Source organism: Enhydrobacter sp., from assembly GCA_025808875.1.
Taxonomy (GTDB): domain Bacteria; phylum Pseudomonadota; class Alphaproteobacteria; order Reyranellales; family Reyranellaceae; genus Reyranella.
Genome location: CP075528.1, coordinates 215,541 through 232,544, shown reverse-complemented (window position 1 = coordinate 232,544; position 17,004 = coordinate 215,541). Strand labels below are relative to the sequence as shown.

At 70.5% G+C, this 17,004-nt stretch carries 17 protein-coding genes; 4 read left to right on the top strand and 13 right to left on the bottom strand.

Going from position 1 to position 17,004, the window contains the following annotated elements; genetic code table 11:
* Positions 1 to 8: 8 nt before the first annotated feature.
* The 5 genes from KIT25_01065 to coaA form a co-directional block, all read right to left on the bottom strand.
* Positions 9 to 179 carry a hypothetical protein gene (locus tag KIT25_01065; protein ID UYN95567.1) on the bottom strand — a complete coding sequence of 57 codons (171 nt, stop codon included), beginning with the start codon at positions 177 to 179 and terminating at the stop codon, positions 9 to 11.
* A gap of 72 nt (positions 180 to 251) precedes the next feature.
* Positions 252 to 533, bottom strand: a complete 282-nt coding sequence (locus KIT25_01060; GenBank protein UYN95566.1) for a hypothetical protein — start codon at positions 531 to 533, stop codon at positions 252 to 254.
* Positions 534 to 544: 11 nt separating this feature from the next.
* Positions 545 to 1,600 (bottom strand): hypothetical protein, encoded by a 1,056-nt coding sequence (locus KIT25_01055; GenBank protein ID UYN95565.1) that lies wholly within the window; start codon positions 1,598 to 1,600, stop codon positions 545 to 547.
* Positions 1,601 to 1,611: 11 nt separating this feature from the next.
* The gene (locus tag KIT25_01050; protein ID UYN95564.1) at positions 1,612 to 2,691 is read right to left on the bottom strand and encodes an LLM class flavin-dependent oxidoreductase; all 1,080 of its coding nucleotides are present in this window, start codon (positions 2,689 to 2,691) and stop codon (positions 1,612 to 1,614) included.
* Positions 2,692 to 2,708: 17 nt separating this feature from the next.
* Entirely contained in the window at positions 2,709 to 3,650 is a 942-nt protein-coding gene (gene coaA, locus KIT25_01045) for a type I pantothenate kinase (GenBank protein UYN95563.1), read from the bottom strand.
* A 76-nt stretch (positions 3,651 to 3,726) separates the two neighbouring features.
* Between coaA and KIT25_01040 the strand changes: the two genes are divergently transcribed.
* Positions 3,727 to 5,331: a gamma-glutamyltransferase gene (locus KIT25_01040; protein ID UYN95562.1), complete on the top strand. Its 1,605-nt coding sequence runs from the start codon at positions 3,727 to 3,729 to the stop codon at positions 5,329 to 5,331.
* Position 5,332: 1 nt separating this feature from the next.
* Here the strand turns inward: KIT25_01040 and KIT25_01035 are convergent, their stop codons facing one another.
* Positions 5,333 to 5,770, bottom strand: coding sequence for a CBS domain-containing protein (locus tag KIT25_01035; protein UYN95561.1), 438 nt, complete (start codon positions 5,768 to 5,770; stop codon positions 5,333 to 5,335).
* A 100-nt stretch (positions 5,771 to 5,870) separates the two neighbouring features.
* Between KIT25_01035 and KIT25_01030 the strand changes: the two genes are divergently transcribed.
* Positions 5,871 to 7,085 (top strand): adenylate/guanylate cyclase domain-containing protein, encoded by a 1,215-nt coding sequence (locus KIT25_01030; GenBank protein UYN95560.1) that lies wholly within the window; start codon positions 5,871 to 5,873, stop codon positions 7,083 to 7,085.
* A gap of 9 nt (positions 7,086 to 7,094) precedes the next feature.
* Here the strand turns inward: KIT25_01030 and KIT25_01025 are convergent, their stop codons facing one another.
* From KIT25_01025 to deoA, 4 genes are read right to left on the bottom strand one after another with little or no spacing between them, the layout of a single operon-like run.
* Positions 7,095 to 7,949 carry a 5-nucleotide phosphatase gene (locus tag KIT25_01025; GenBank protein UYN95559.1) on the bottom strand — a complete coding sequence of 285 codons (855 nt, stop codon included), beginning with the start codon at positions 7,947 to 7,949 and terminating at the stop codon, positions 7,095 to 7,097.
* Positions 7,946 to 8,905 carry an adenosine deaminase gene (gene add / locus KIT25_01020; protein UYN95558.1) on the bottom strand — a complete coding sequence of 320 codons (960 nt, stop codon included), beginning with the start codon at positions 8,903 to 8,905 and terminating at the stop codon, positions 7,946 to 7,948. Before add ends, KIT25_01025 begins: the two co-directional genes overlap by 4 nt.
* Positions 8,902 to 9,714 (bottom strand): phytanoyl-CoA dioxygenase family protein, encoded by an 813-nt coding sequence (locus KIT25_01015; protein UYN95557.1) that lies wholly within the window; start codon positions 9,712 to 9,714, stop codon positions 8,902 to 8,904. Before KIT25_01015 ends, add begins: the two co-directional genes overlap by 4 nt.
* Positions 9,711 to 11,033 carry a thymidine phosphorylase gene (deoA, locus tag KIT25_01010; GenBank protein ID UYN95556.1) on the bottom strand — a complete coding sequence of 441 codons (1,323 nt, stop codon included), beginning with the start codon at positions 11,031 to 11,033 and terminating at the stop codon, positions 9,711 to 9,713. The genes KIT25_01015 and deoA overlap by 4 nt, the downstream gene beginning before the upstream one ends.
* 99 nt (positions 11,034 to 11,132) lie before the next feature.
* Here deoA and KIT25_01005 point away from each other — a divergent pair, with 99 nt between their 5' ends.
* On the top strand, positions 11,133 to 13,184 hold the full coding sequence (locus KIT25_01005) for a hydantoinase/oxoprolinase family protein (GenBank protein ID UYN95555.1): 2,052 nt from the start codon (positions 11,133 to 11,135) through the stop codon (positions 13,182 to 13,184).
* Positions 13,181 to 14,914: a hydantoinase B/oxoprolinase family protein gene (locus tag KIT25_01000; protein ID UYN95554.1), complete on the top strand. Its 1,734-nt coding sequence runs from the start codon at positions 13,181 to 13,183 to the stop codon at positions 14,912 to 14,914. The genes KIT25_01005 and KIT25_01000 overlap by 4 nt, the downstream gene beginning before the upstream one ends.
* Here KIT25_01000 and KIT25_00995 read toward each other — a convergent pair.
* Genes KIT25_00995 through KIT25_00985 form a run of 3 tightly spaced genes read right to left on the bottom strand, consistent with a single transcriptional unit; the run spans position 14,905 to position 17,002 of the window.
* Positions 14,905 to 15,696 (bottom strand): purine-nucleoside phosphorylase, encoded by a 792-nt coding sequence (locus KIT25_00995; GenBank protein UYN95553.1) that lies wholly within the window; start codon positions 15,694 to 15,696, stop codon positions 14,905 to 14,907. The genes KIT25_01000 and KIT25_00995 overlap by 10 nt on opposite strands.
* On the bottom strand, positions 15,693 to 16,082 hold the full coding sequence (locus tag KIT25_00990; protein ID UYN95552.1) for a cytidine deaminase: 390 nt from the start codon (positions 16,080 to 16,082) through the stop codon (positions 15,693 to 15,695). Before KIT25_00990 ends, KIT25_00995 begins: the two co-directional genes overlap by 4 nt.
* Positions 16,082 to 17,002, bottom strand: coding sequence for an ABC transporter permease (locus KIT25_00985; GenBank protein ID UYN95551.1), 921 nt, complete (start codon positions 17,000 to 17,002; stop codon positions 16,082 to 16,084). Before KIT25_00985 ends, KIT25_00990 begins: the two co-directional genes overlap by 1 nt.
* Positions 17,003 to 17,004: the final 2 nt, after the last annotated feature.

Below are 17,004 nucleotides of genomic sequence, written 5' to 3'. Positions count from 1 at the left end.
AGGTTGCTTCAGTCCCCGAGCAACAGGCCGCGGCCCTGCTCCAGGGTCGCCCGCGCCCGATCGGCCAGCTCGGCGTCGGTGGCGCTGCTCACCGGGTGGTCGATGATCGCGAACCGGTAGCCCGGCAGGCCGAGAACGCGGCCCATCATCTCGGCGGCGCTGACGAAGCGCGTGGTCATCACCGCGACGGCGGGGACTCCGAGGCGCTCTGCGGTGACGGCGTCGTGCAGACTGCACGATGAGCAGGAGCCTCAATCCCCGAGGCCGGTGACGACCGCGTCCCAGTTCCTGATCTCGTCGACGATGTGCTGGTCGGCCGGCGCGCTGTAGTTCGACTTTACGCGCAACACCACGTCTTTGACTCCGAAGTCGCGGCGCAGCCGCTCGTCAAGATGGCGAAAGAAGCCCTTGGTGCCTTCCTTGCCGTTGGAGATGAAGCCCACCGTCTTGCCTTCGAGCGTGTCGAGGCGCGGGGCCGGCCGACCGGCCGGCGCCGCCTTCTCCATCGTCGGGTCGAGTACGCGGAACACCATGCTGGCCTCTTCTACTTCTTCGGCGGTTCGCAGTCGATGCAGGCGCCGACCGGCAGCGTGACGGCGTGGCTCTTGTCGCCGAGCCACGGCGGGATGACGGCGCCGAAGCCGCCAGCCGGCCCGCCGGCTGCCACGACCAGGAGCTGGTCGGGCGATTCCATCGCCGTGTAGACGCTGTCGCCGCGGTCGCGCACGACCGCGCCCTTGCCGACCTCGGCCCATTCGCGGCGATGAATGCGCGCGCGCCGGTGGATGAACTCGGCGATGTCCGTCTTGCTCCACTGCGCCGCCTGCAGGTGCTCGCGCAGCTGCCTGGGAATGACCAGTGCATAGTTGCCGGGATGGATCGAATAGTGGCGCATGTTGGCACGCATTTCGGCGGCGAACGTCTCCAGGATCTCTTCCGGCTTCGTCGTCCACTCGTTCATGATCTGGCGTGGTGCGCCGGCCGCCATCACGGTTACCGCTGATGCCTCACGCTCGACCCCGCGCACGGCATGCAGCGGCAGCCAGGTCGTGTCCTCCTCGTCCTCGGCGATGCAGTAACTGAACTTGCCGGGGTGCCCCAGGGTCGAGCGGTCGATCACGCCCGGCCGCACGTCCATCAGGTTGATCAGGCACAGCCGCACGGCGCGCCCGATGGCGGCCGTCGCGCGATCGCTGTTGCCCAAGGCATTGAATCCGCCGCTGGCGCCGATCTCGAGCCGAATGGGCCCGTTCAAGATCACCAGCACGGCGCAGCCGCCGGTGCTGGCGGTGGCGCCGTGCATCAGGAACGGCTCCTGCATCATGGCGGTCCAGGCCGTCACCACGACGGGAAAGTGCATGGGCAGGCAGCCGGCCATCACCGAGTTGACGGCGATCTTCTCGGCGGTGATGGCGACGCCCCGCACCGGCTCGACGCCGATCAGCTGGTCAGGCGGCATCATCGCCCAAGCCAGGCACTCCTCCACCGCCTCGGGCGTCGGCGGCACGATCGGCAGCCCGTCGGTCCAGCCGTTGGAGTGATAGAGCTCCTGAACGGCGGCAATGCTCTCGGCTTCGTAGCTTCTCGACGTCAGACGCACGGTAGTGCTCCTCAAGCCGCCGGCATGCGCTCGCGGTTGCGCTCGCGCAGGATCGGCATCACCCATTTGCCGAAACGCTCGGCTTCCTCGTCGTGAAGATAGCCCGAGAGGCAGAAGGAGTGACAGCCGAGGTCGATGAAATCCTGCAAGGTCCGGGCGCATTGCTCGGGGTCGCCGACGATGGCGATGCCGGCGCCCGGCCGGACCTGGGTGATGCCGGTCCACAGGTTGCGCTCGATGACCTCGCCCGTCGCCGCCAGCTCGCGCACCCGGCGATTGGCCTCGGAGGTGGCGAAGTGCTGCTTCACGAAGGCCTTCTGCGCCTCGCTGGCATGCGCCACCAGCTCGTGCGCGAAGTCCCACGCCTCCTTCTCGGTCGGCCGGCAGACGATCTGCAGGCGCATGCCGAAGCCGATGTCGTTCTCGCGGCCGTGCCTCGCCGCCATGCCGCGGATCTCGGCCATGTTGGCGCGAATGCGCTCGTAGGTGTCGCCCCAGAAGAGATGCACGTCGGAATGCCTGGCCGAGATCTCCCAGGCCTGCCGGCTGCCGCCGCCGAGGTAGAACTTCGGATGCGGCTTCTGCAGCGGCTGGGGCCGGATCTGCGCGCCCTTGAGCTGGTAGAACTTGCCATCGTAGTGGAGCGGCCCCCGCGTGGTCCACAGCGCCTTCAGGATCGAGACCTCCTCGTCCATGATCTCGTAGCGCTCTTCCTTGCCCCACTTCACGCCTTCCTGCGCGTTCTCGGCCTCGCTTTGGCCCGCGATCAGGTTGATGCAGATGCGCCCGCCCGAGAGCTGGTCGAAGGTCGCGATCATCTTCGCCATCAGCACGGGGTTGATGTAGGAGGGCCGCGCCGCGACCAGCATGCGCATCGTCTTCGAGCGCGCCACCATCATGGCGCTCGAGATCCAGGCCTCCCAGCAGGCGGTCTGCACCGGCACCAGCATGTATTCGAAGCCGGCCTTCTCGGCGGCGGCGACGATCCGGTCGAACAGCGGCAGCGACGGCGCGACCAGTGCCGAGGCGAGCCCGTAGGCCGTGGTGTCGCCCGCCGTCGGCAGGAACCAGCCGAACTCCAGCCTGCGCATTCCGTCGTTCCTCCCTTTCAGAGCTGCCGCAAGGATACGTCGGCGATGGCGTGGTCCGCACCCTTGCGCAGCACGACATGGGCGCGCTCGCGGGTCGGCAGGATGTTCTCGCGCAGGTTCACCTCGTTGATCTCCGACCAGATGCGCCGTCCGACCTCACGCGCCTCGTCGGGCCCGAGGTCCTTGTAGTGGTGGAAGTACGAGGCGGGCTTCTGGAAGGCCGTGCGGTGCAGCAGCAGGAAGCGGTCGAGATACCAGGCGGCGATGTCGCCGCTGTCGGCGTCGAGATAGATCGAGAAGTCGAAGAAATCCGACAGGATCACCGAGGCCGGCCGGCCCGGCGAGCCGGGGGCGACGCCCGGCTGCAGGACGTTCAAGCCCTCGAAGATCAGCACGTCGGGACGGCGCACCGCCTGCCAGCGGTCGGGCACGATGTCGTAGGCCTCGTGCGAGTAGATCGGCGCCCGTGCCTCGGCCGCGCCCGCCTTGATGTCGGACAGGAACTGCACCATGCGCTTGAGGTCGTAGCTCTCGGGGAAGCCCTTGCGGCGCATCAACTGGCGCTGCTCGAGCTCGCGCAGCGGATAGAGGAAGCCGTCGGTCGTCACCAGGTCGACCTCGGGATGGTCCGGCCAGCGCGCCATCAGCGCCTGCAGGATGCGGGCGAAGGTGCTCTTGCCGACCGCCACGCTGCCGGCGACGGCGATGACGTAGGTGTGGCCGACGATCGGCCGGCCGAGGAAGGTGTCGGAGACGCTGTTGAGGTTGCGCGCCGCGCGCACATGCAGGTTGAGCAGGCGCGACAGCGGCAGGTAGACGTCGGCGATCTCGTCCAGCGAGACCTTGTCGTTCAGGCCGCGCAGCGAGACCAGATCGTCCTGCGACAGCGTCAACGGCGTGTTGGCGCGCAGCTGCGCCCATTCGGCCCGCGTGAAGGTTCGATATGCGTCGGCGCGCATCCCACTCCTCCGAAATTCGCGCTGGCCGCCCCAGTCGCGAGCGGGCACGATCCGCCCTGCGCTGGGGGTAGCGATCATGTTGCAGCATGGCAAGCGTCCGACCGTCACATCGCGGCACGGAATGGTGGCGGCGGCGCATCCGCTGGCGGCGGCGGCCGGTGCGCGCATCCTCGGCAACGGCGGCAACGCCTTCGATGCCGCGGCGGCGACGGCGGCGGCGCTCAACGTCGTCGAGCCCTACATGTCCGGCCTCGCCGGCCAGGGCACCTCGACCTGCTACATCGCCCGCGAGAGGCGCGTGCGGTCGCTCAACTTCATGGGCCGCATCCCGCGCGCCTTCCCGCTCGATCGCCTGAACAACCGCGCCCAGCTGCTGCGCGGGCCGATCGCCGTGGGCTCGCCCGGCAACCTCGCGGGCTGGTGCGAGATGGTGTCGGCCTACGGCACGCGAAAGCTTCCCGAGCTGTTCGCGCCGGCGATCAGGCTGGCGCGCGACGGCTTCCCGCTGATCGAGTTCAACGTCGAGGAGATCGCCGGCGTCACCGGCGAATTGCGCGGCCACGGCGCGCTGCACCCCGAATGGAGCCGCGTCTATCTCGGGGGCATCGGCGGCGGCACGCCGAGGCTCGGCGCCGTTCTCAGACAGCCCGAGCTCGCCGGCACGCTCGAGGCGCTGGCGGCGGAAGGGCCGGGCCTGCTCTATGGCGGCGCGCTCGGCGCCAGGATCGTCGACCGCCTGCGCGAACTGGGCGGCACGCTCACGCTCGACGACCTGAAGGACATGCGCGCGGAGTGGCAGGATCCGGTCTCGGCCGACTATCGCGGGCTCACCGTGCACGTGCCGGCGCCGCCCTGCGAGGCGTTCCAGTACCTCCTGACGCTGCGCATCCTCGAAGGCTTCGACTTCTCCGGCATGCCGCGCAACGGCGTCGAGCATCTCGATACGGTGCTGCGCGCCATCCGCATCGCCGCCGGCGTGCGCATCCGCACCGGCGTGCCGAGCCGGCAGAAACTCGCCGAGCTGCTGTCGGACGGCCCTGTCGCGGCGCTGCGCGTGCGCGTGCGCGACGGCAAGCCGGTCAGCGGCCCGACCGAGCAATGGACGCCTGAGGTCACGGAGGAGGGCCACACCACCTCCTTCTCCATCGCCGACGCCGAGGGCAACATGATCTGCGTGACGCAGAGCCTCGGCAGCGTGTTCGGCTCCGGTGTCGTGGTGCCGGGCACCGGCCTCTGCCTCAACAACTTCCTCTACTGGGCCGACGTCAATCCGCAGAGCCCCAATCGGGTCAAGCGGGGCGACATGATGCCGGTCTGCGTCGCGCCGTCGATCGTGACCAGGGGCGAGGCGCCCGTGCTGGCGCTCGGCACGCCGGGCAGCTACGGCATCCTGCAGACCCAGCCGCAGGCCTTCGTGCAGCACGTCGATTACGGGCTTGCCCTGCAGCAGGCAATCGAGGCGCCGCGCGCCCGGCTGAACGACGGCCGCGCCGTGCTGCTCGAATCGCGCGTCGAGCCGCAGGTGCTGCAGGAGCTGCGCGCCCGCGGCCACGACCTGAGCGGCGGTCCGGACTGGACGATGAGGGTGGGCGGCATGCAGGGCGTCGCGATCGACCCGGCCACCGGCATGCTCACCGGCGGCTGCGACCCGAGGCGCGACGGATACTGCGTGCCCGTCTGAGCTACTTGCGGGGCCGCGACGGTTCGGAGATTTCCTCGAGCGCGGCACCGACGGAGGCCAGGCCCGCCGCGCGCGGCTCGGTGGCGACGTCGCCCAGCGACACGATGCCGACGAGCCTCCTGTCACGGTCGAGGATGGCCAGGCGCCGCACCTGCAGCACCTTCATGCGTTCCAGCACCGCCTCGGCATCCTCGTCCTCGAAGGCATAGGCGATGTCCTCGGTCATGCAGTCGCGCACGAAGCCGTCGACCGGCACGACCCCGGCCGCGACGCCGCGCACCACGATATCCCGATCGGTGATGGCGCCGACCAATCGCCCGCCCTCGCAGACCGGCAGCGAGCCGACGCCCATGGCCTCCATCGCAGCCGCCGCCTGCTGCAGCGAGGCGGCCGGCGCAATGGTCTCGACGCCGCGCGTCATGATCTCCGAAACCCGCATGCCCAATCCAATGCGCGAGGCGGCCGGCGGTTGCACCGGGGCGGCGGCGCCTCGACGCGATCCCCTTAAAGGTCCGCGGGCAATGGCCTATTAAGAGACGATGGACACTGCCCAAGTCGAGCGGATCGCCGACTGGCTCGTGCGACGCGGCCTGGAAGGGACGCCCGAGCCCGACCTGCTGCGCGCCTTCTGCGAGAAGTGCGCCGGCCACGGCTTGCCGCTCGGCCGGGCAATCGCCCTTCTCGACACGCTGCATCCGGTCCACGAGGGCCGGGTCTTCCGGTGGCGCGACGACGGCGCATCGGAGGACGCGGCGCAGAACTACGGCCGCAGCGACGAGGGCGAACGCGCCGAGACCTGGCAGCGCAGCCCCTTCTACCGCCTGCTGCAGACCGGCGAGGAGGAATTGCGCCACCGCATCCGCGCCGGCGAGCCGGCCGGGTTCGACGCCATAGAGGAGATGCGGGCGGAGGGCTACACGGACTACCTGGCGCTCGTGCATCGCTTCGCGCCGGCGGGGACGATCGGCGAGATGGACAGCTTCTATTCGTCCTGGTCGACGCGGCACGAGGGCGGCTTCGGCGACGCCGACATCGCCGCATTGCGGCGCCTGGTGCCGGCGCTGGGGCTCGCGCTCAAGGGCGCCGCCCTGGCGCGCGTCGCCGGCACCCTGGTCGAGGTCTATCTCGGACGCGACGCCGGCCGGCGCGTGCTCGACGGCCGCATCAGGCGCGGCGTCGCCGACCGCATCGAGGCGGTGCTCTGGTTCTCCGATCTGCGCGGCTTCACCGCGATCACCGACACGGCCCCGCCCGGCGAGGTCATTCCGCTGCTGAACGACTATGCCGAGGCGGTGATCTCCGCCGTCCACGAGGCGGGCGGCGACGTGCTGAAACTGATCGGCGACGGCACGCTGGCGATCTTCCGTGCCGACGATCCGGCCGAGGCATGCCGGCACGCGCTGAAGGCCGAGGCGAGCCTGCGCCGGCGGATCGCGGCGCTGAACGAGCGGCGGCGCGCCGAGGAACGGCCGACGACATCGGTCTATCTCGGCCTGCATGTCGGCGAGGTGTTCTACGGCAACATCGGCAGCACCGAGCGCCTCGACTTCACCGTCGTCGGCCCGGCGGTCAACGAAACCAGCCGCATCGCCTCGATGTGCCGCTCGGTCGATCGGCCGGTGCTGGTGTCCTCGGCGTTCGCCGCCGCCCTGCCGTCAAGCGAGCGCGGGGGGCTGGTCTCCGTCGGGCGCTTCGCGCTGCGCGGCATCGGGCGCGCGCAGGATCTCTATACGCTCGATCCGGAGACGCTATAACGCCCTGCGCTACTGCTTCGGCCCCGACCAGCCCTCCAGAACGTCCCACTTGGCCCGCCGCTGCTCGTCGCGCGACTTCTTGAAGTCGTAGCCGAACGGCGCGAGGTCGAACGAGCCGTAGGTCGGGTTGGCGATCACCAGCCATTCCCGGCCCCAGCGCTCCTTGTCGTCGTCGAAGGCCTTGAGCCGCTCGGCTTCGCTGCCGCGATAGCGGTCGTCGAAGTCGCCGAAATTGTCGCCGATGTTCAGCAGTACGCGATAGTCCCTGGCGACGACGGCACGGCGCGTACCCTTGGCGCTGCCCCACTCCGGCTTCTCGCGCTGCATCAGGAAGGTGTCGACGTTGCCGCCGAGCGGGAAGCCGAGCTTGGCCATGTTCTCGCGCGTGTCCTTCTCGGTCGCGGCATCGCGGTTGGTGATGTAGAAGACCTTCACGCCCCTGGATTCGGCGTACTTGATGAACTCGAGCGCGCCGGGAACGGCGGTCGAGATCTGGTCGGCGCAGAACTGGTTCCAGGTCCTGGTGCTGAAGGTCTGGTCGTTCTTCATCATCCAGACCTGGTACTTCGAGTTGTCGAGCACGGTCTCGTCGAGGTCGAGGATCACGGCGGGCGGCAGGTTGGCGAAGTCGCCCTTCTGCTCGGCCGGCGCCGCCGTCCATTTCCTGTCCTCGAGCGCGCGGTCGAGCTGGATGCGCGCCAGCGTGTAAATGCCGAGCGCGTTGCCCTTGAACTCGACGGAACGCTGCGTCCACAGCGTGGCCAGCAGCGAATCGCGCTGCGGCGTCGCTTCCTGGCCTTGCGCGGCGCCCGCCGACAATGCCGTCGCGACGACGCCCAGCAGAAGAATCCTTCGCATGCTCATGGCTGCATCCCCTCCAACAGTCGCCTCCTGGTCGCCTCGTCGGCGAACGACGCCTCGATCGACGTGCGGGTGATGCGCCGCAGGGCGCCCTCGCCCAGGCCCGCCAGATCGTATTCCGCCCCCAGCGTCGTATGGAAGAACGGCGGATCGTCGGAGTTGAGCGTGACCCGCACGCCCGCCGCGATCAAGCGATGCAGAGGATGTGCATCGCGATTCGGATAGAGCCCCAGGGCGACGTTGCTGCCGGGGCACACTTCGAGCACCGTTCCCCGGCGGGCCAGTTCGTCCAGCAGGGCGGGATCCTCGGCCGAGCGCACGCCATGGCCGATCCGCGTCACCGGCAGGTGCCGGATGGCATCCCACACGCTCTGCGGACCCCTCACCTCCCCGGCATGGACCGTGCAGCCATAGCCATTGTCGTGGGCCAGCCGGAACGCCGGCGCGAAATCGACCTTGTGGAACTTCGCCTCGTCGCCGCCCATGCCGAACCCCACGACATGGGGATGCGGCTCGGCCAGCATGCCGCGCACGACGGCCAGCGCGCGATCGGGGCCGAGGTGCCTGATGCAGACGACGATGATGCGGCCGACGACGCCGAACTCACGCTCCGCCCGGTCGATGCCGTCGACCAGCGCCGCGAGCCAGGCTGAGTAGGAGATGCCGAGTGCCGCCGGCCGCTCGGGCGAGCAGAACATCTCGACATAGACCGCGCCCTGCGCAGCCGCGCCAGCGAGGTAGGAGTGGATGACGTCGCCGAAATCCCGTGCCGTGCGCAGCACGCCGCAGACGCGGTCGTAGGCGTCGAGGAAGCTGAGGAAGTCCGTCCACTCGTAGGTGCCGTCGGTCCGCATCAGCCCCGGCGGCAGGGCAATCCCGTTGCGTCGCGCCAGCTCGCGCGCCAGGGCCGGAGGAATCGAGCCTTCGAGGTGACAATGGAGTTCGGCCTTCGGGATCACGCAAAACCTCGCAATGGCAGATCGGGGCGCTGCAGCCAGTTGTCGTCGGCATAGCGCGCCGTACCGTCGACCAGGTGCAGGGCATAGGCATGGCGCGGCCGCGCCGAGCGGTTGGGCGCGCTGGCATGCGGCAGCAGGCCGTGCAGCACGACCAGCGTGCCGCGTCGCGCCTCGAGCGCCACCGGCTCGATGTCGGGCCAGGGCGTCTCGTCCCGCACGACCGTCGAAAGCGCGTCGCCGCGGCGCACGAAGCGCCGGCGCAACGGTCCAAGATGACCGCCCGGCAGCGCCATCAGGCAGCCATTGTCGCGATCGGCATCGTCGAGGGCGATCCAGAATCCGGTCACCGTCGACGGCTCGGTGAAGAGGTAGGTGGCGTCCTGATGCCAGTCGACCTCGCCGCCGATCTGCGGCTGCTTGAAGAGATACATCGACTGCAGCAGCAGCGGCTGGCGGAAGCCCAGGCTGCGCGCCAGCCCCGCGAAGCGCGATTGACGCGACACGCGGTCGAACACCGGGTCGAGATCATGCAGCGCGTGGCCGATCTTGTTCAGGGCGAGCGCGACAGGCCGGTCGGCCGCCGCCGCCCCGAAGAAGAAGCGGATGGCGCCGCCCGATTCGCGGAAATAGCGGTCGCGCGCATGGCCCTGGTCGCGCGTGGAGAAGACCGTGCGGACCGGTCCCGGATCGAAGGCGGCGACCAATTGGTCGGCGCGGGCCTTGAGCGCCGCGCAGTCGGCCTGCGGGACGAAGTCCTCGAGGACGACGAAGCCGTCCCGCCGGTAGGCCGCGAGATCGATCGCGCTCATCCGGCCACGCGCTCCAGCACGATCGGCCTGTGGCGGACGGGCTCGTCGCCGATCCGGACGGCGGCGCGCACGAGGGCGATCGCCTCGTCGGCATCGGCCTCGCTCGCGGCATGGACGATGCAAAGCGGACTGCCCGCCCGCATCGGCGTGCCGACGCCGATCATTTCGGTCAGGCCGACCGACGGATCGATCGCATCGTCGGCATGGCTGCGGCCGCCGCCCAGCGCCACGACGGCGATGCCGACCTGGCGGGCGTTGATGGCCACGACGTGGCCCAACCGCTCCGCGGTGCAGGGCTTGACGATCGAGGCACGCGGTAGATAGCGCGCCGGCCGCTCGAGGAAATCGTCGGGACCGCCCAGCGCCGCGACCATCCGCGCAAACGTCTCGGCGGCGCGGCCGTCGTCGAGAGCGGCCTCGGCGAGGTCGCGACCCGCCGCGGCATCGGCGGCAAGCCTGCCGAGCGCCAGCATCTCGCCCGCCAGGGCCATCGTCACCTCGTGCAGCCGGGGGTCGCGGCCGCCTCGTCCTGTGAGGTACTCGACCGATTCCGCGACCTCCAGCGCATTGCCGACGGTGTATCCCAGCACGCTGTCCATGTCGGTGATCAGGGCGCGCGTCGGCAGGCCGGCGCGATTGGCGACCTCGACGATGCCGCGGGCGAGGTCGCGCGCCATCTCCTCGGTGTCGCAGAAGGCGCCCGAGCCGCATTTGACGTCCATGACCAGCCCGTCGAGTCCCTCGGCGACCTTCTTGCTCAGGATCGAGCTCACCAGCAGCGGGATCGATTCGACGCTGCCGGTGACATCGCGCACGGCATAAAGCCGCCGGTCGGCCGGCGCCAGGTCGTCGGTCTGGCCGATGATGGCGCAGCCGACGTCGCGGACGATGCGCCGGAAGGTCTCGATGTCGGGTTGCACGTCGTAGCCCGAGATCGACGAGAGCTTGTCGAGCGTGCCGCCGGTGTGGCCGAGGCCGCGACCCGAGATCATCGGCACGAAGCCGCCGCAGGCCGCCACGATCGGCGCCAGCATCAGGCTCACCTTGTCGCCGACGCCGCCGCTCGAGTGCTTATCTAGCACGGGCCCGGGCAGGTCGGGGCCGTGCCAGTCGAGGGTGACTCCCGACCGGGCAAGCCCGAGCGTCAACGCGACCCGCTCCTCCGTCGTCATGCCGCGCCAGAAGACGGTCATGGCAAAGGCGGCGACCTGGCCCTCGCTCAGGCTGCCGTCGTGGATGCCGCGCACGATGAAGGCGATCTCCTGCGCAGACAATTCGTGGCCGTCCCGCTTCCTGCGGATGAGTTCCTGCGGCAGCATTGCCGCGCGATCCTAGCCGTCACGCGCGGGGTCGCACAATCGGCCGGGCCAACGACGCGCTCGCTCGCGCCGGTGCCGACGGCTAAGCTGCGGCGCGACATGGACTCGGAAACTCCCCGCCTCGTCGCCCCGTGGCGCATCGGCGTCGACGTGGGCGGAACCTTCACCGACATGGTGCTGCGCGACGCCACGGGCGCCGTCCGCATCTACAAGGCGCCGTCGGTGCCGGCCGACCCGAGCGAGGGCGTGCTCGGCGTCCTGCGGCTCGCCGCCGGCGATCTCGACCTGCCGCTCAGCGCCCTGCTGCGCGATTGCGCGCTCTTCGTGCACGGCTCGACCGTGGCGACCAATACCATCCTGGAGAAGAAGGGCGCCCGGGTCGGCATGCTGGTGAGCGAGGGTTTTCGCGATTCGCTCGAGATTCGCCGCGGCATCCGCGAGAACCAGTGGGACCATCGCAGCCCCTTCCCGCCGGTGCTGGCGCCGCGCCATCTGCGCCGGCCGGTGCGCGGCCGCATCGCCGCCGACGGCAGCGAGCTCGTCCCGCTGGTCGCCGAGGATGTCGAAAGCGCCGCGCACGCGTTCGCGGAGGACGGCGTCGAATCGGTTGCCGTGTGTCTCTTCAACAGCTTCCTCGACGGACGTCACGAACGCGCCGCCGGCCGGCACCTGGCGCGGCACTGGCACGGCCGATGGATCTCGCTGTCGAGCGAGGTCATGCCGACCATGGGCGAGTACGAGCGCGGCTCGACGGCGGTGGTCAACGCCTACATCGCCCCCAAGGTCACGAGCTACCTGAGGTCGCTCGACGAGCAGTTGCGCCAGCTCGGCCTGCCGCGCTCGCTGCTGCTGCTGCAGAGCAACGGCGGCGCCGTCTCCGTCGACCAGGTCGCGGCGCGGCCGGTGATGCTGGTGCTGTCGGGACCGGCGGCGGGGGTCGGCGCCCTCAAGGGCTGCACGGCACCCGGCGAGCCGGCCAACCTGATCTCCATGGAGATCGGTGGCACGAGCTGCGACGTCATGGTGATGGCGCGCGGCGACGTGCCGGTGGCCGACCAGTTGGTGATCGACGGCTACCATCTCACGACGCCCTCGGTGGAGATCCATACCGTTGGCGCCGGCGGCGGCACCATCGCCTGGGTCGACGATGCCGGGCTGCTGCATGTCGGGCCGCAGGGCGCCGGCGCGCGTCCCGGCCCGGCCGCCTACGGCCTGGGCGGCGAGCATCCGACCGTGACCGACGCACAACTGGTGCTGGGCCGCCTGCGCGCCGGTCCGCTGGCCGGCGGGGCCGTCCATCTCGACCGCAACCTGGCGCACGCCGCCATCGAGACGAAGCTCGCCGGACCCCTCGGCCTCTCGGTCGAACAGGCCGCCGCCGGCATGATCCGGCTGCTCGAGCAGAACCTCCTTCACGCCGTCGAGCGGCTGAGCATCGAGCGCGGCCACAACCCGGCGCTCTTCACCCTGGTGGCGGCGGGCGGTGCCGGGCCGATGCACGGCGTCGCGGTCGCGCGCGCGCTCGGTTGCCGGCGCGCCCTGCTGCCGCGCGCCGCCGGCGCGTTCTGCGCGCTCGGCATGCTGCAGTCCGACATCCGCCAGGACTATCTCCAGGTTTTCCTGGCCGATCTCGACAAGGTCGATCGCCAGGCGCTCGACCGGGCCTTTGCCGGGCTCGAGACGCGTGCCGGCGAAGCCCGGATCAGGGAGCGCGAGGTCGATCTGCGCTACGACGGCCAGCAATGGCCGGTGCGGGTCGCGATCGGCACTGCATTCGACGCCGCCGCCGCGCGCCGCGCCTTCGAGGCCGAGCATCAGCGGTTGTTCGGCCACATCCAGCCGGGCGGCCGCATCGACATCACCGCACTGCGCGTGGTGGCGCGCACGCCGCTCGACTGGACGGCGCCCGGCGCGCGCGCGCCGCAAGCCGCCCCGCCGACCCCGCGCGAGACGCGGCGGGTCTGGATCGACGCCGGGCAGGGCTGGCGCGACGTGCCGATCTTCGACGGTGCCGATCTCCGGCCGGGCTGCCGCCAGCCGGGGCCGCTGCTGGTCGAGGAACGCACGACGACGGCGTTCGTCGGTCCCGGCGACCTGCTCGAAATCGACGAACGCGACGACTTCCTCGTCCACATCGGAGGGGCCGCATGAGCGCGCTCGACCCCGTCACGCTCGCGCTGGTGCAGAACCGGCTGGATCACATTTCCCACCAGATGGGCTGGGTCATGACGCGCACCGCGCGTTCGCCCATCTTCAGCCAGAGCCACGACTTCTCCTGCTTCATCGCCGATTCGCACGGCACGCTGATCAGCCAGGCCGACGGCATCCCGATCCATACCGGCGGCGGCGGCTTCGCGGTGCGCGCGATCCTGCGCGACTTCAGGGACGCGATCGCGCCGGAGGACGTGTTCCTGCTCAACGATCCCTACACCGCGGGCGGCAACCACCTGCCCGACTGGGTGATCGCGCGGCCGGTCTTCGTCGCCGGCCGGCTGATCGCCTTCGCCTGCAACCGCGCGCACCAGGCCGATATCGGCGGCGGCGCCGCCGGCACCTACAACTCGGCGGCGACGGAGATCTTCCATGAGGGCATCCGCCTGCCGGTGCTGAAGCTCGTCGAGGGCGACCGCACGCGCGACGACCTGTGGCGGCTTCTGCTGATCAATACTCGCCTGCCCGAGGCGCTCGACGGCGATCTGCGCGCCATGATCGGCTCGACCCGCATCGGCGCCGAACGGCTCGCGCTGCTGGTCGATGAGCTCGGGGTCGATCGCGCCGACGAGTTCTTCGAAGGCGTGCTGGCGCATGCCGACCGCCGGTTCCAGGGATGCATCGCGCGCCTGGCGAGAGGCGTCTGGCGCGCCGAGGAGGCGGTCGACAACGACTGCTTCGAGCCGATCGACGGGCGGATCGCCGTCACGCTGACGGTCGAGGAACGACGGCTGGTCGTCGACTTCGCCGGGACCTCGCCCCAAGTGCGGGGCTTCAAGAACAGCTCGGTGGCGAACTCCACCTCGGCGGTGTTCATGGCGCTCGCCTCGTTCTTCGAGCCCGACCTGCCCAAGAACGAGGGCGCCTTCCGCAGCGTCGAGATCCGGCTGCCGGAGGGCACGCTGGTGAACGCCAGGGCGCCCGCGCCGATGACCATGAACACGGTGTTCGTGGCGCACGAGATCGTGCATGTGCTGTGGAAGGCGCTGGGACAGGCGCTGCCCGAGCGCGCCTCGGCCGGATGGTCCAAGGCGGTCCATGCGGTCACCGCCGGCGTCAATCCCGACGGCAGCCGCTACGTCATGTACCAGTGGGCCGGCGCGCCGGCGGGCGGCGGCGTCGAGGGACGCGACGGCTTCCATCTGATCGGCCATCTCATTACCCTGGGCGGCCTCACCCTGCCCAACCTCGAGACCTACGAGCAGCTCTATCCCGTGCGCTTCCGCCGCCAGGAGCTGCGCTGCGATTCAGCGGGACCGGGCCGGTTCCGTGGCGGCGCGGGCTGCGACTACGAGGTCGAGGTGTTCACGCCGGCCGACTACGCCTTTCGCGGCGAGGGCGCCGGCGCGCCCTCGAGTTTCGGCGTCGCCGGCGGCACCGCGGGCGAAGGCGGCGAGGTCACGCTGACCCTGGCCGACGGCCGGCGGATCAAGGCCCCCAAGTACGGCGTCCAACGGCACGGGCCCGCGGTCTATCGCGCGCTGTCGCCGGGCGGCGGCGGCTACGGCGATCCGAGGAGCCGCGATCCGGCGCTGGTGCAGCGCGACGTGCGCGACGGCATCGTCAGCGCCGCCGCCGCCGCGCGCGTCTATGCGGTCGCCGTTTCGGCCGACGGCCGCCATCTCGACGGGGAGCGCACGGCCTCGCTGCGCCGATCGGCTCAGCCGTAACTCTCGAGGAACGCGCGCAGCACGCGCCGCACCTTGCCGGAGGCCTCGGTCGCGACCTGGATGGTCTGCTCGTGCCCGAGCGCGCCCGGCACCAGGCCCGCCGCATAGTTCGTCATCAGGGACACGGCGGCCACCTTGAGGCCGAGATGGCGGGCGACGATGGTCTCCGGCGCCGTCGACATGCCGACGGCGTCGGCGCCGAGCACACGGGCGGCGCGGATCTCGGCCGGGGTCTCGAAGCTCGGCCCGCTGAACCAGATGTAAACGCCCTCGTGGCACATCACGTCGACTGTCCTCGCCGCCGCGACCAGGCGTCTCACCAGCGCGGGGTCGTAGGCGTCGACCATGTCGACGAAGCGGTTCTCGCGCACGCCGAACAGCGGATTGACGCCGGTGAAGTTGATGTGATCGGAGATCGCCATCAGCGAGCCCGGCGGCATGTCGCGCCGCAGGCTGCCGGCGGCGTTGGTCTGCAGCAGCGTCTCGCAACCGAGCGCCGCCAGCGCGCGCAGCGCGCCCGCCATTCCGTCCGACCGGCCCTCCTCGTAGTAGTGCGCCCGGCCCTGCAGCACGGCGACCGGCGTCGGGCCGACATGGCCGAGCACCAGGCGACCGGCGTGGCTGTCGACCGTGGTCCGCGGGAAGCCCGGCAGGTCGGCGTAGGCGATCGTGGCGACCGCGCGCACCTCCTCGACGAACGGCCCGAGTCCCGAGCCGAGCAGCACGGCCACGCGCGGCCTGAATCCCGGCGTCTTCGACGCGATGAGATCGGCGGCGGTCACGGCAGGTGACGCGCGCCGAAGGACATCGGCAGCAGCTCGCCCAGGGTGACGGTGCGGTGCAAGCCGGCCGGCCCGCAGAGATGGACGGGCAGATCGTCGGACGCGAACTCGCGCAGCTTCTGGCGGCAGCCGCCGCAGGGCGCGATCGGCTCCGGCCCGGGGCCGACGACCAGGCATTCGACGATGCGCTTGCCGCCGGCGCCGACCAGGGCGGCGATGGCCGAGGCCTCGGCGCACCAGCCCTGCGGGTAGGCCGCGTTCTCGACGTTGCAGCCGCCATGGAGGCCGCCCGCCTCGTCGCGCAGGGCGGCGCCGACCCGGTACCTCGAATAGGGCGCATGGGCGCGCTCCATCATGGTGCGCGCGAGGCGGAGCAGGTCGTCCATCAATGCTCCTTTTCGTAGGGGATGCCGGCGGCCCTGGGCGCGACCGCCCGGCCGATGAATCCCGCCAGCAGGAAGACCGTCAGAAGATAGGGCAAGGCCTGGATGAGTTGCACCGGGACTTCGCCGATGCCGGGCAGCCGCACGCCCTGCAGGCGAATGGCGATCGCGTCGAGCAATCCGAACATCAGGCAGGCGGCGAAGGCGGGAAAGGGCCGCCACTTGCCGAAGATGACGGCGGCAAGCGCGATGAAGCCCTGCCCTGCCGTCATGTCGCGGCTGAAGCCGGCGTTCTGGGCGATCGACAGGTAGGCGCCCGCGAGGCCGGTGAACAGGCCACACAGCAGCACGGCGCGGTAGCGTAGCCACATCACGGAGATCCCCGCGGCATCGACGGCGAGCGGCATCTCGCCCACCGCGCGCAGCCGCAGCCCGAAGCGGGTGCGTTCGATCAGCCACCACGACAGCGGCACCGAGAGCAGCGCGAGATAGACCAGCACGTTGTCGCCGGCGCCGGGAAAGGCGAGCGGCATCAGCCGGGCATCGCCCGCCAGCGGAGGTGTCTGGCCGCCGCGCGCGAACCACGCCGTGCCCAGCACGACGGTCAACCCGGCGGCGAGGATGTTCAACGCCACGCCGCTCACCACCTGGTTGCCGCGATGGGTGATGCAGGCGAAGCCGTGGATCAGCGCCAGCACCTCGGCGGCGACGATGGCGGCGGCCACGCCGAGCCAGGCCGATCCTGTCAGCGCGGCAGTCGCGGCCGCGAGGAACGCCGCCATCAGCATCTTGCCCTCGAGGCCGACATCGATGATGCCGCTCTTCTCGGAGAACAGCCCGCCCATGGCGCAGAGTATCAACGGCGTCGCCACGCGCAGCGTCGCGGCGAGCACGAGGACGACGAAGGAGAGGATCTCTTCCATGG

Bases quoted from the DNA above. Each gene is read 5' to 3' on its own strand.
- KIT25_01065 (UYN95567.1), bottom strand. From the start codon at position 179: ATGACCACGCGCTTCGTCAGCGCCGCCGAGATGATGGGCCGCGTTCTC.
- KIT25_01060 (UYN95566.1), bottom strand. From the start codon at position 533: ATGGTGTTCCGCGTACTCGACCCGACGATGGAGAAGGCGGCGCCGGCC.
- KIT25_01050 (UYN95564.1), bottom strand. From the start codon at position 2,691: ATGCGCAGGCTGGAGTTCGGCTGGTTCCTGCCGACGGCGGGCGACACC.
- coaA (UYN95563.1), bottom strand. From the start codon at position 3,650: ATGCGCGCCGACGCATATCGAACCTTCACGCGGGCCGAATGGGCGCAG.
- KIT25_01040 (UYN95562.1), top strand. From the start codon at position 3,727: ATGTTGCAGCATGGCAAGCGTCCGACCGTCACATCGCGGCACGGAATG.
- KIT25_01035 (UYN95561.1), bottom strand. From the start codon at position 5,770: ATGCGGGTTTCGGAGATCATGACGCGCGGCGTCGAGACCATTGCGCCG.
- KIT25_01030 (UYN95560.1), top strand. From the start codon at position 5,871: ATGGACACTGCCCAAGTCGAGCGGATCGCCGACTGGCTCGTGCGACGC.
- KIT25_01025 (UYN95559.1), bottom strand. From the start codon at position 7,949: ATGAGCATGCGAAGGATTCTTCTGCTGGGCGTCGTCGCGACGGCATTG.
- KIT25_01015 (UYN95557.1), bottom strand. From the start codon at position 9,714: ATGAGCGCGATCGATCTCGCGGCCTACCGGCGGGACGGCTTCGTCGTC.
- deoA (UYN95556.1), bottom strand. From the start codon at position 11,033: ATGCTGCCGCAGGAACTCATCCGCAGGAAGCGGGACGGCCACGAATTG.
- KIT25_01005 (UYN95555.1), top strand. From the start codon at position 11,133: ATGGACTCGGAAACTCCCCGCCTCGTCGCCCCGTGGCGCATCGGCGTC.
- KIT25_01000 (UYN95554.1), top strand. From the start codon at position 13,181: ATGAGCGCGCTCGACCCCGTCACGCTCGCGCTGGTGCAGAACCGGCTG.
- KIT25_00990 (UYN95552.1), bottom strand. From the start codon at position 16,082: ATGGACGACCTGCTCCGCCTCGCGCGCACCATGATGGAGCGCGCCCAT.
- KIT25_00985 (UYN95551.1), bottom strand. From the start codon at position 17,002: ATGGAAGAGATCCTCTCCTTCGTCGTCCTCGTGCTCGCCGCGACGCTG.